The sequence below is a fragment of the Micromonospora sp. ATLC20 genome (genome assembly GCF_057196585.1).
Window position 1 is genome coordinate 24,243 of record NZ_JBXUOV010000049.1, and the last position, 11,717, is coordinate 35,959.

The 11,717-nt window shown below is 73.5% G+C and carries 10 protein-coding genes; 8 read left to right on the plus strand and 2 right to left on the minus strand.

The window, feature by feature from the left end; all coding sequences use genetic code 11:
• Window position 1 precedes the first annotated feature (1 nt).
• From ngg to AC2CHG_RS13435, 4 genes are all read left to right on the plus strand, one after another.
• Window positions 2-1,840, plus strand: coding sequence for an N-acetylglutaminylglutamine synthetase (ngg, locus tag AC2CHG_RS13420; protein WP_402810324.1), 1,839 nt, complete (start codon window positions 2-4; stop codon window positions 1,838-1,840).
• Window positions 1,837-3,021 carry an osmoprotectant NAGGN system M42 family peptidase gene (locus tag AC2CHG_RS13425; protein ID WP_262012497.1) on the plus strand — a complete coding sequence of 395 codons (1,185 nt, stop codon included), beginning with the start codon at window positions 1,837-1,839 and terminating at the stop codon, window positions 3,019-3,021. Before ngg ends, AC2CHG_RS13425 begins: the two co-directional genes overlap by 4 nt.
• Before the next feature lie 309 nt (window positions 3,022-3,330).
• A complete protein-coding gene (locus AC2CHG_RS13430) occupies window positions 3,331-4,260 on the plus strand; it encodes a ribonuclease Z (protein ID WP_262012498.1) in 930 nt (309 codons plus the stop codon).
• A complete protein-coding gene (locus AC2CHG_RS13435; protein ID WP_484524844.1) occupies window positions 4,257-4,766 on the plus strand; it encodes a GNAT family N-acetyltransferase in 510 nt (169 codons plus the stop codon). The genes AC2CHG_RS13430 and AC2CHG_RS13435 overlap by 4 nt, the downstream gene beginning before the upstream one ends.
• A gap of 88 nt (window positions 4,767-4,854) precedes the next feature.
• On the opposite strand, the gene AC2CHG_RS13440 is transcribed toward AC2CHG_RS13435, so the two are convergent.
• Both AC2CHG_RS13440 and AC2CHG_RS13445 read right to left on the minus strand, forming a co-directional pair.
• Window positions 4,855-6,225 carry a cystathionine beta-synthase gene (locus AC2CHG_RS13440; RefSeq protein WP_030501320.1) on the minus strand — a complete coding sequence of 457 codons (1,371 nt, stop codon included), beginning with the start codon at window positions 6,223-6,225 and terminating at the stop codon, window positions 4,855-4,857.
• A 76-nt stretch (window positions 6,226-6,301) separates the two neighbouring features.
• Window positions 6,302-6,658: a YkvA family protein gene (locus tag AC2CHG_RS13445; protein ID WP_013474058.1), complete on the minus strand. Its 357-nt coding sequence runs from the start codon at window positions 6,656-6,658 to the stop codon at window positions 6,302-6,304.
• A 141-nt stretch (window positions 6,659-6,799) separates the two neighbouring features.
• Here AC2CHG_RS13445 and AC2CHG_RS13450 point away from each other — a divergent pair, with 141 nt between their 5' ends.
• Genes AC2CHG_RS13450 through AC2CHG_RS13465 form a run of 4 tightly spaced genes read left to right on the plus strand, consistent with a single transcriptional unit; the run spans window position 6,800 to window position 11,536 of the window.
• Window positions 6,800-7,846: an SGNH/GDSL hydrolase family protein gene (locus tag AC2CHG_RS13450; protein ID WP_262012501.1), complete on the plus strand. Its 1,047-nt coding sequence runs from the start codon at window positions 6,800-6,802 to the stop codon at window positions 7,844-7,846.
• A 31-nt stretch (window positions 7,847-7,877) separates the two neighbouring features.
• Window positions 7,878-8,690 carry an SGNH/GDSL hydrolase family protein gene (locus tag AC2CHG_RS13455; protein WP_194798538.1) on the plus strand — a complete coding sequence of 271 codons (813 nt, stop codon included), beginning with the start codon at window positions 7,878-7,880 and terminating at the stop codon, window positions 8,688-8,690.
• A 58-nt stretch (window positions 8,691-8,748) separates the two neighbouring features.
• Window positions 8,749-10,011, plus strand: a complete 1,263-nt coding sequence (locus AC2CHG_RS13460) for an acetyl-CoA C-acetyltransferase (RefSeq protein WP_262012502.1) — start codon at window positions 8,749-8,751, stop codon at window positions 10,009-10,011.
• Window positions 10,012-10,051: 40 nt separating this feature from the next.
• Window positions 10,052-11,536, plus strand: coding sequence for a CYTH and CHAD domain-containing protein (locus tag AC2CHG_RS13465; protein ID WP_355506615.1), 1,485 nt, complete (start codon window positions 10,052-10,054; stop codon window positions 11,534-11,536).
• Window positions 11,537-11,717: the final 181 nt, after the last annotated feature.

Here is an 11,717-nt window from a genome sequence, read left to right on the forward strand (position 1 = left end):
CGTGACGGACACCCTCGCCACCGGAACGGCGCGCACCGACCGGGAACGGGTGCTGGGGCGCCGCCGGGAACGCATCGGCCCCGGCGGTGACCCGGTCGCACCGGGTACCCCGGAGCCGCGGCAGCCGGAAACCGCGTCCACCGACGCCTCGGGCGTGGTGCTGGACTGCGGCTGGGGCCGGCTGGTGTTCGGGCAGACGTTCGACGACCAGGTGCACGTGGCCGACGTGCTGCGCTCCGAGGCGGTCGGCGCCCGGGACATCTGCATCTACCTGCGCGACCCGCACGTGCTGGTGTCCCGGCTGCCGGACGAGCTGTTCATCGACCCGTCGCTGACGTACCGGCTGCCGCTGGGCGACAAGCGGCCCGCCGCCACCGAGGGCGGCGAGGTGCCCGGGCTGACCGTCCGGCCGCTGCGTGACGCCGCCGACGCCGAGGCGGTGAACCGGATCTACGCGCGCAACGGCATGGTCACCGCACCGGTCGAGGTGCTGGTGGACAACGCCGGCACGGACCGGTTCCTGCACCTGGTGGCCGAGGACACCACCGGTGAGGTGGTCGGCACCATCACCGGCGTGGACCACGTCGCGGTCTTCGGCGACCCGGAGGACGGCGCCAGCCTGTGGTGCCTCACAGTCGACTTCAACACCGCCCCGCCCGGCACCGGGCAGGCGCTGCTCACCGCGCTCGCGGACCGGCTCGACGAGCGCGGCCGGGCGTTCGTGGACCTGTCCGTGCTGGCCGAGAACTCGGGTGCGATCCGGCTGTACGAGCGCCTCGGCTTCCACCGCACCGGCACGCTCTGCGTGAAGCGGAAGAACCCGATCAACGAGCGCCTGTTCCTGCCCGCCATGCCGGAGGGGTACGACGAGCTGAACCCGTACGCGAAGATCGTCGCGGACGAGGCGATGCGCCGCGGCATCCGGGTCGAGGTGACCGACCCGCACTGGGGTGAGCTGAAGCTGACCACCGGCGGCCGGACCATCCACACCCGCGAGTCGCTGTCGGAGCTGACCTCGGCGGTGGCGATGAGCCGCTGCGACGACAAGCGGGTGACCCGGCGCATCCTCACCGAGGCGGGGCTGTCGGTGCCGCGCGGGCGCACCGCCACCGGCGAGCCCGACGACGTCGCGTTCCTGAACGACGTGGGCCCGGTGGTGGTCAAGCCGGCGCGCGGCGAGCAGGGCAACGGCATCACCGTCGGCGTGCGTACGCCGGAGGCCCTGACCGCGGCCGTCGAGCTGGCCCGCCGGTTCTGCCCGGACGTGCTGATCGAGGAGCTGCGCGCGGGCGAGGACCTGCGGGTCGTGGTGATCGACCACGAGGTGGTCGCCGCCGCGGTGCGCCGGCCCGCGCAGATCACCGGCGACGGCGTGCACGACATCACCGAGCTGATCGAACGGCAGAGCCGCCGCCGGGCCGCCGCCACCGGCGGCGAGTCCCGCATCCCGGTCGACGACATGACCCGCGAGGTGGTGGCGGAGGCCGGGTACCGGATGCACGACGTGCTGCCGGAGGGCGAGGTGCTGGCGGTCCGGCGGACGGCCAACCTGCACACCGGCGGCACGATCCACGACGTGACCGCCGAGCTGCACCCGTCGATCGCCGAGGCGTGCGTCACGGCGAGCCGGGCGCTGGACATCCCGGTCACCGGGCTGGACCTGCTGGTCCCCGCCCCGGACCAGCCGGAACACGTGTTCATCGAGGCGAACGAGCGCCCCGGACTGGCCAACCACGAGCCGCAGCCCACCGCCGAGCGCTTCGTCGACCTGCTCTTCCCGGGTACCCGGGCACCGCAGCGACTCTGGTCGCCGGCCGGTGCGGCAAGCTCTGGGGCATGACCGCACGCAAGCCCCAACCGCTCAAGCTCGACCTCGACTACCTCCGCCAGGTGCTGGTGGAGCTGCTGGAGATCCCCAGCCCGTCGGGGCGCACCGACCACATCCAGCAGTACGTGGGCGAGCGGCTCTCCGCGATCGGGATCAGCTCCACGCTGACCCGTCGCGGGGCGCTGAGCGCCTGTCTGCCCGGCCCCCGGTCGACCGGCGCAGACCGGGCCGTGGTGGTGCACACCGACACCATCGGCGGCATGGTGAAGCGGCTCAAGGAGAACGGCCGGCTGGAGGTCAACCCGATCGGTACGCACAGCGCCCGCTTCGCCGAGGGCGCCCACGTGCGGATCTTCACCGACGACCTGGAGCGGGTCGTCACCGGCCAGGTGCTGCCGCTGAAGGCGAGCGGCCACCGCTACAACGAGGCGGTCGACCTCCAGGGCGTCGGCTGGGAACTGGTCGAGGTGCGGGTGGACGAGCCCGTGCACGACGAGGCCGGGCTGCGGGCGCTCGGCATCGACGCCGGGGACTTCGTCGCGTTCCTGCCCAACCCGACGATCACCCCGAACGGGTACGTCAAGTCCCGGCACCTGGACGACAAGGCGGGCGTGGCGGCGGTGCTGACCGCCTTCAAGGCGATGGTCGACGCCGGGATCACCCCGGCGGTCACCGCGCACCTGCTGGTCACCGTCACCGAGGAGATCGGCCACGGCGCCAGCCACGGCCTGGACCCGGACGTCGCGGAGATCGTCTCGGTGGACGCGGCGGTGGTCGCGCCGGGCCAGCAGTCCCGCGAGACCGCCGCCACGCTGGCGATGGGCGACGGCGTCGGCCCGTTCGACTACCACCTGACCCGCAACCTCGCCTCGATCGCCAAGGAGCACGGCGTCGACCTGGTCCGGGACGTGTTCGACTACTACCGCTCGGACGTGGCCGCCGCGGTCGAGGCCGGGGCGCACGCCCGGGTGGCGCTGCTCGGGTTCGGCGTGGACGCCACCCACGGCCACGAGCGCACCCACCTCGACGGCCTGCACCAGCTCACCCAGCTGCTCTGCCTCTACCTCCAGAGCCCGCTGGTCTTCCCGGAGTGGGACGCCGAGCCGGAGGGCGACCTGGCCGACTTCCCGTCGCTCGCAGTGCAGCCGGCGAACGAGGACGGCCCGCGCGAGGGCCCGATCGGCCTGGACTGACCGGGCCTGTGATCGAAATCCGTTGCCGCGGCCGCCGCGAAGTGGATAGCGTGTCGGTACACGGGAAAGGAGGTGGTCCAGACTTGTATAGCAATCGGACTCGTGAGGTGGCTGTCCGCTAGCCGCTGTCCTCGACAGTGAAAACTCGCCCGCCGCGAGGCGGGCACCTGCAGGATCGTCGAGACCGTGTGGCAGCGGTGCGGCGAAACCACGACAGCCACCCGACCCCCGGGGTGCCGGCCCAGTCCAGCCGGCCCGCGCGCGAGCGCGGAAGCCCCGGGGGTCGCTTTTTGCCTTCCGGAGGATGCCGTGTCCATGCGTGAGCTGGTGGTGCTCGGTACGGCCAGCCAGGCCCCGACCCGGCAACGCAACCACAACGGCTACCTGCTGCGCTGGGACGACGAGGTGATCCTCTTCGACCCGGGCGAGGGCAGCCAGCGCCAGATGCTGCACACCGGGATCACCGCCACCGACCTGACCCGGATCTGCGTCACCCACTTCCACGGCGACCACTGCCTCGGCCTGCCCGGCATGATCCAGCGGCTCTCGCTGGACCGCGTACCGCGTCCGGTGGCGGTGCACTTCCCGGCCGGCGGCGCCGAGTACTTCGCCCGGCTGCGCCACGCGTCCAGCTTCTACGAGACCGCCGAACTGGCAGTCGAGCCGATCGACACCGACGGGCAGCGGATCACGCTGGGCGTCGGCACGCTGGAGGCCCGCCGGCTGCGGCACCCGATCGAGACGTACGGGTACCGGCTGGTCGAGCCGGACGGCTGCCGGATGCTGCCGGAGCGGCTGGCCGCGTACGGCATCGCCGGTCCGGACGTGGGGCAGCTGCTGCGCGACGGCCACCTGGACCGCGACGGGCGCCGCGTGACCCGGGACGAGGTGAGCGTGACCCGCCCGGGGCAGCGGTTCGCGTTCGTGATGGACACCGGGCTCTGCGACGGCGTGTACGCGCTGGCCGAGCACGCCGACCTGCTGGTGATCGAGTCGACGTTCCTGGAGTCGGAGGCGGCACTCGCCGCCGAGGTCGGCCACCTCACCGCCGGCCAGGCCGCGCGGGTGGCGGCCGAGTCGGGGGTACGGACGCTCGTGCTCACCCACTTCTCCCAGCGGTACGCCGACCCGCGCCGCTTCCACGACGAGGCCCGCGAGCACTTCTCCGGTGATCTGGTGATCGCCGAGGATCTTCAGACGGTACAGGTGCCGCCCCGGCGGGTACCGTCGCCCGGGTGACGATCTCCCTACGTTCCGCGACCGAGGCTGACCTGATGGCGGTCGGCGCCCTGCACCAGCGTTCACGGGTGGCGGCGTACTCGTCGTTCCTGCCGCCTGAGGCGCTGGCCGACCCGACGCCCGAGGCGATGGGCCGCTACTGGGTGGAGCGGCTGACCTGGGAGGGCGCCGACCACCGGATGACGGTGGCCGAGCGGGACGGGCGGCTGGTGGGCTTCAGCTACCTCGGGCCCGACGACGAGGGCGACCCAGCGACCGGGCTGCTCAACGCGATCCACCTGGAGCCGTCCGAGCGGGGCCGGGGCACCGGCCGGGCGCTGATGGTGGACGCGCTGGACGCGATGCGGGCCCGGGGATGGACGCGCGCGGTGCTGTGGGTGCTGCGGGACAACGCCGCCGCGCGCCGGTTCTACGAGCGCGGCGGCTGGACCGCCGCCGGCGATGAGCGGGACGAGCACATCGGCGCGGTGCTCGTCCCCCAGCTCCGCTACGCCCGCCGCTTGTAAGGAAGGGCCCCTTCTTAACGCCTCCGGTAGAGGAAGGGCCCCCTATTAACACCGGGGTGTTAATAGGGGGCCCTTCCTTCAAGCAGGGTCAGCGGGCGCCCAGGTGGGCGAGCAGGTCCTGGCGGGTCAGCACGCCCTTGGGCTTGCCGTCGACCAGCACCAGCGCCGCGTCCGCCTTCTCCAGCAGCCCGACCGCCTCGCTCACCGGCTGGCCGCCGCCGATCATCGGCAGCGGCTCGCCCATGTGCCGCTCGATCGTGTCGTGCAGGTGGGCCTGGCCGGTGAACAGCGCGTCGAGCAGGTCCTTCTCGGCGATCGAACCGGCCACCTCACCGGTCACCACCGGCGGCTCGGCCTTGAGCACCGGGAGCTGGGAGACGCCGTACTCGCGCATGTAGTCGATCGCGTCGCGGACCGTCTCGGTCGGGTGCACGTGCACCAGCTCGGGCAGACCGCCGGGCTTGCCGGCGAGCGCGTCGGCGACCGTCGGCTCGGTGCCCGAGTCGTCCAGGAAGCCGTACCGGGCCATCCACTTGTCGTTGAAGATCTTCGACAGGTAGCCCCGGCCGCCGTCCGGCAGCAGCACCACGATCACGTCGTCCGGGCCGGCCTTGCGGGCCACCTCCAGCGCGCCCACCACGGCCATGCCGCAGGAGCCGCCGACCAGCAGCCCCTCCTCGCGGGCCAGCCGGCGGGTCATCTCGAAGGACTCCTTGTCCGACACCTCGACGATCTCGTCGGCGATCCCCCGGTCGTACGTCTCCGGCCAGAAGTCCTCACCGACGCCCTCGACCAGGTACGGCCGCCCGGTGCCGCCGGAGTAGACCGAGCCCTCCGGGTCCGCGCCGATCACCTTGACCCGGCCCTCGGACGCCTCCTTGAGGTAGCGGCCGATGCCGGAGATGGTGCCGCCGGTGCCGACGCCCGCGACGAAGTGGGTGATCCTGCCCTCGGTCTGCCGCCACAGCTCCGGGCCGGTGGTCTCGTAGTGCGAGCGCGGGTTGGCCGGGTTGCTGTACTGGTTGGGCTTCCACGCGCCGGGGATCTCCCGGGCCAGCCGGTCGGAGACGTTGTAGTAGGAACGCGGGTCCTCCGGCGCGACGGCGGTCGGGCAGACCACCACCTCGGCGCCGTACGCGCGCAGCACGTCCTGCTTGTCCTGGCTGACCTTGTCCGGGCAGACGAAGACGCAGCGGTAGCCCCGGAGCTGGGCCACCAGGGCCAGCCCGACGCCGGTGTTGCCGCTGGTCGGCTCCACGATCGTGCCGCCCGGCCCCAGGATGCCCGCCTTCTCGGCGTCCTCCACCATGCGCAGCGCGATCCGGTCCTTGACCGAGCCGCCCGGGTTCACGTACTCCACCTTCGCCAGCACGGTGGCCTGGATGCCCTCGGTGACGTTGCGCAGGCGTACCAGCGGGGTGTTGCCGATCAGCTCGACGACGTTGTCGTAGTACTGCACCTCGTTGTGCCCTTCGTCGCGCCGCCGTCGTGGGGCGGTCGGTCAGCGGTCAGTTCGCCGACCAGCGTACGTGCCGTCAGGGCACCACATGCCCGGGGATGACGGAGCTGCGACGTGCCTCCCACTCCAGGAACCGCTCGGTCTCGGCGAGCACGCTGCCGGCCAGCCAGGTGACCATGACCGCGTCGTCGGCCAGCCCGAAGATCGCCAGCGGGATCTCCGGCAGCAGGTCGATCGGTGAGACGATGTACGCCGTCGCCCCGGCCATCAGCGCCAGGCGCAGGCCGCCGTCGTACTCGCCACGGGTGGTCGCGCGGATCATCCGCGGCAGCGCCGCCAGCCGTGCCCCGAGCGACGGCCCGCCCCGCGTACCGGCCGCCAGCGCCCGGGCCAGCGCCGCGAACGCGGCGCTGCGCTTCAACGTCTTCCCCATGATGTCGCCCCTCTCCGCTCGACCATGGTGCGGCCCGATGGCAAGTCCATGTCCGCTGCCCCCGTCGGTACCCAATCCGGGCACCGCCCAGCCATCCGATCAAGGACAGCAGTGGTCGTACCGGCGCGATACTGTCGGTTCATGGGGGACGCTGGTTCCGTCGCGCCGGTCCGCCGGCAGCGCGCCCGGCAGATCGCCCGCCTCGCGGCGATCGGCACGGGCGCCACGGTGGCGGCCACCGCCGCCACCGGTGGGGTGCTGCTCGGCCAGGCCCGGCAGGCCCGCCGCACCATCCCGATGGCGCAGGCCCCGCCGCCGCGCTGCGACGGTGTGTACGGCGCGAGACTGCCCGGCCCGCCGATCACGATGGTCATCCTCGGCGACTCCTCAGCGGCCGGATACGGCGTGCACAGGCGCCGGGAGACACCGGGCTCACTGCTGGCCACCGGGCTGTCCCGCCGCCTGCACCGGCCGGTCCGGCTGCACCGGTTCGCCGTGGTCGGCGCGTTGTCGTCCGGGCTGAAGCCGCAGGTCGAGTCCGCCCTGGAGGTCGAGCCGGACGTCGCGGTGATCCTGGTCGGCGGCAACGACGTCACCAACCGCTCACCGTTCTCGGTAGCGGTGCGACACCTGGTCGACGCGGTCCGCACGCTCCGGGCGGCCGGCTGTGAGGTGGTCGTCGGCACCTGCCCCGACCTGGGCACCATCCGGCCGATCCAGCCGCCGCTGCGCTGGCTGGCCCGGCGGTGGAGCCGCCAGCTCGCCGCCGCGCAGACGGTGGGCGTGGTCGAGGCCGGCGGCCGTGCCGTCTCGCTCGGCGACATGCTCGGGCCGCGCTTCGCCGCCGACCCCGGGCGGATGTTCGCCTGGGACCGGTTCCACCCCTCAGCCGAGGGGTACGCGATAGCCGCGGCGGCGTTGCTGCCCACCGTGCTGTCCGCGTTGGGCGCGGTCCCGGAACGCAGGCCTGTCCTGCCCGGCGTGGAAGGCGTACGGTCGCTCCCGGAGGCCGCCCACCAGGCGGTCCGGCACGCCGGCACGGAGGTCAGCGGCGCCCAGTTCCGGGGTCGCGACCGCGGGCCGGGCGGGCGGTGGGCGCAGCTTCGCCGGCGGGCCTTCTTCGGCGTCGGCGCGGTGCCACCGACCGGCAGCGCCGCCGACTCGGCAACGCTGGAGGGAACGGCATGAGCGAGCGCAGCGAGCGAAGCGGAGTGCTGTCATGAGCGAGCGCGGTGAGGTGGCCCGGTGGGGCCGGGCCGCGGCCCTGTCGCTGCTGGCCGGCACGGTGGGCGGCGCGGCGGTCCTGGCCGGCCAGGCCATCGCCGCCCGGACCCGCGAGTACGCCCAGCCCGAGCTGGGCCTGGTGCTGCGCGCGACGGTCGGCCGCGCCGACGCGCCGCCGCTGCGGCTGGTGCTGCTGGGTGACTCGTCGGCGCTCGGCGTGGGCGTCGACCGGTTCGAGGACACCATCGGCGGTCAGCTCGCCAACCTGCTCGCCGAGGGGCCGACCGGCCGCCGGGTGCAGCTGTCCAGCGTCGGGGTCTCCGGCTCGCGCGCCACCGACCTGGCGACCCAGGTGGCCCGGGCGCTGCTCGGTGAGCGGCCGGACGTGGCGGTCGTGCTGATCGGGGCGAACGACGCCACCGCGATGTCCCGGCCCGGCGACGCGGCGGCCTATCTCGGCTCGGCGGTACGCCGTCTGCGGGAGGCCCACGTCGAGGTGGTGGTGGGCACGTGCCCCGATCTCGGCGCGGTACGCGCGGTCGCCGCACCGCTGCGCCAGGTGCTCGGCTGGTCCGGGCGGCGGATGGCGCGGGCCCAGACGGCGGCCGTGCTGGACGCCGGCGGCACCGTCGTCGACCTGGGCACCGAGACCGGTCCGGTGTTCCGCGCGGACGCGGGCACGCTCTGCCACGACGGCTTCCACCCGTCGGCCGACGGGTACCGGGTCTGGGCGCACGCCCTGCTCCCGGCGGTCGAGGCGGCCGCTGCCGTCGCGTTCCGGCATCACCGGCGACCGCCCACGGGGTGACATTTCCCGCCCGCCGTGCGGCTTCCCGGGCATGTTACTCGCGCGTTAACGTTGGCTCATGCCGATTGAGTCGCCCCGCGACGCCGTCATCGTCGCCACCGCCCGGTCCCCCATCGGCCGCGCGTTCAAGGGTTCCCTCCGCGAGGTCCGCCCGGACGACCTCGCCGCCACCATCGTCCAGGCCGTCCTCGACAAGGTCCCGGCGCTCGATCCCACCACCATCGACGACCTCTACCTCGGGTGCGGTCTGCCCGGCGGTGAGCAGGGCTTCAACATGGCCCGGGTGGTCGCCACCCTGATGGGCCTCGACGGCCTGCCCGGTGCCACGCTGACCCGCTACTGCGCGTCCTCGCTCCAGACCACCCGGATGGCGATGCACGCGATCCGGGCCGGCGAGGGTGACGTGTTCATCTCCGCCGGCGTGGAGATGGTGTCCCGGTATGCCCGGGGCAACTCGGACACGCTGCCGCCGGAGGCGCAGGCGCTCGTCGGCGGCGGCTGGGAGAACCCCCGCTTCGCCGAGGCTCGGGAGCGTTCCGCGGCCCGCGCCCAGGGCGGTGCCGAGGTATGGACCGACCCGCGCGAGGCCGGGCAGCTCCCGGACATCTACCTCGCCATGGGGCAGACCGCCGAGAACCTGGCCCAGGCGTACGACGTGACCCGCGAGGACATGGACGCGTTCGGCGTCCGCAGCCAGAACCTCGCCGAGAAGGCGATCGCCGACGGCTTCTGGGCCCGCGAGATCACCCCGGTCACCACGCCGGACGGCACGGTGGTCAGCACCGACGACGGCCCGCGTGCCGGGGTGACGCTGGAGGCGGTGGCCGGCCTGAAGCCGGTGTTCCGCCCGGACGGCCGGATCACCGCCGGCAACTGCTGCCCGCTCAACGACGGCGCCGCCGCCGTGGTGATCATGAGCGCCCAGCGCGCGTCCGAGCTGGGGCTCACCCCGCTGGCCCGGATCGTCTCCACCGGTGTCACAGCGCTCTCCCCCGAGATCATGGGCCTGGGCCCGGTCGAGGCGTCGAAGCAGGCGCTCAAGCGGGCCGGCATGACCATCGACGACGTCGACCTGGTCGAGATCAACGAGGCGTTCGCCGCCCAGGTGATCCCCTCGTACCGGCAGCTCGGCATCGCGGAGGAGAAGCTGAACGTCGCCGGTGGCGCGATCGCCGTCGGCCACCCGTTCGGCATGACCGGCGCCCGGATCACCGGCACGCTGCTGAACGCGCTGGAGTGGCACGACAAGACCATCGGCCTGGAGACCATGTGCGTCGGCGGTGGCCAGGGCATGGCGATGGTGCTCGAACGACTGAGCTGAGACCGGTTCGCCGGTGCGCGGGCCGGGTACGGGAGGCCGCATGGCGACCGTCGTGGAACGTGAGCGCAAGTACTCCGGCGACGAGGGTTTCCGGCTGCCCGACCTGACCGGGTGCGGTGGCGTCGTGACCATGTCCGACGCCACCGTCTCGGATCTGGACGCCGTCTACTGGGACACCGACGACCTGCTCCTGCTGCGCAGCGGGCACGCGCTGCGTCGGCGTACCGGCGGGCACGACGCGGGCTGGCACCTCAAGGTGGGCGCTGTGGGTGGCGCCCGGGTGGAGCACCAGTTCCCGGCCGGGGCGTCCGACGACGGCCCGCCGCCCGAGCTGGTCGCGCTGATCCGGGGCGCGTCGCGCGGTCGCCCTGTCGCTCCGGCGGCCCGGGTCGTCAACCGCCGCCGGGAGCACCGGCTGCTCGACGCGGACGGCCGGGTGCTGGCCGAGGTGGCCGAGGACGACGTCCGGTCCGAGGACCTGGTGGACGGCACCGCGCGGACCTGGCACGAGATCGAGATCGAGCTGGTCGAGGGCGACGAGGCGCTGCTCGACGCCCTCGGGGAGCGGCTGCGCGCGGCAGGAGCCCGCGAGGTGGCGGTCAGCAAGTCGCACCGGGCCGTCGCCGGCCGGATCGAGCGCTTCGACGACCGGGAACCGGACGGTCCGGCGGGACCGGTCCTCGCGTACGTCAGGGCACAGCGGGACGCGATCGTCGGCAACCACGCGGCCGCGTACCAGGGGGACGAGGACGCGATCCACGACATGCGCGTGGCGACCCGCCGGTTGCGGGCGACGCTGCGTACCTTCCGGGGGTTGTGGGACCGCCGGGAGAGCGAGGCGGTCCGGGCCGAGCTGCGCCGGCTCGGCGGCGAGCTGGGCCGGGTCCGCGACACCCAGGTGATGGCCGCCCGGCTCACCGAGGCGGTGCACGAACTGCCGGACGAGCTGGTGCTCGGCCCGGTCGCGGCGCGGATCGGCGAACGGTTCGCCGCCGACCTGGCCGAGGCGACCATCGCGCTGCGGTCCGCGCTGGACTCCGACCGCTACCCCGCCCTGCTGGCCCGCCTGGACCGGCTGGCCGACGCCCCGCCCGCCGACGTCGGCCGGCGCTGGACGGACCGCCGGATCCGCAAGGCGGTACGCCGCGCCGACACACGGCTGGACCGGGCGCTCGCCACCACCGGGCCGGACGGGGACGCCGCGCTGCACGAGGCGCGCAAGAAGCTCAAGGCCGCCCGCTACGCGGTGGAGGTGCGCGAGCCGGCCGCCGGCAAGCGGGCCGCTCGCCTGGTGAAGCGGTTCAAGGCGCTCCAGGACCTGCTCGGCACCCACCAGGACTCGGTGGTCACCCGGGAGGTGCTGCGACGGCAGGCGCTCCAGGCGTACGCCGACGGCGAGAACACGTTCACCTACGGTCTGCTGCACGCGAGGCAGGCCGAGGCCGCCGGCCACGACCGCCCGGCCGTCTTGCGGGCCCGCGACCGCTCAAGACACCGCAAGGTACGCCGCTGGCTCAAGCCCTGACCGTCCCCCTCCTCCGTCGATCATGAGGTTAGCGGCGATCGACGTCCGTTTTGTCGCCGCCAACTTCATGATCAACGAGGCCGGAGCGGAGGGATGCTCCTATAGAAGTCAAGGGGTGTTGAGGGTGGTGAAGTCAGCGAGGAGGGCGGTGTGGACCTCGCGGACGATGTAGCGCTTGAGG

Bases quoted from the DNA above. Each gene is read 5' to 3' on its own strand.
- AC2CHG_RS13445 (WP_013474058.1), bottom strand. From the start codon at position 6,658: ATGGGGAAGACGTTGAAGCGCAGCGCCGCGTTCGCGGCGCTGGCCCGG.
- AC2CHG_RS13460 (WP_262012502.1), top strand. From the start codon at position 8,749: ATGCCGATTGAGTCGCCCCGCGACGCCGTCATCGTCGCCACCGCCCGG.
- AC2CHG_RS13455 (WP_194798538.1), top strand. From the start codon at position 7,878: ATGAGCGAGCGCGGTGAGGTGGCCCGGTGGGGCCGGGCCGCGGCCCTG.
- AC2CHG_RS13450 (WP_262012501.1), top strand. From the start codon at position 6,800: ATGGGGGACGCTGGTTCCGTCGCGCCGGTCCGCCGGCAGCGCGCCCGG.
- AC2CHG_RS13465 (WP_355506615.1), top strand. From the start codon at position 10,052: ATGGCGACCGTCGTGGAACGTGAGCGCAAGTACTCCGGCGACGAGGGT.
- AC2CHG_RS13425 (WP_262012497.1), top strand. From the start codon at position 1,837: ATGACCGCACGCAAGCCCCAACCGCTCAAGCTCGACCTCGACTACCTC.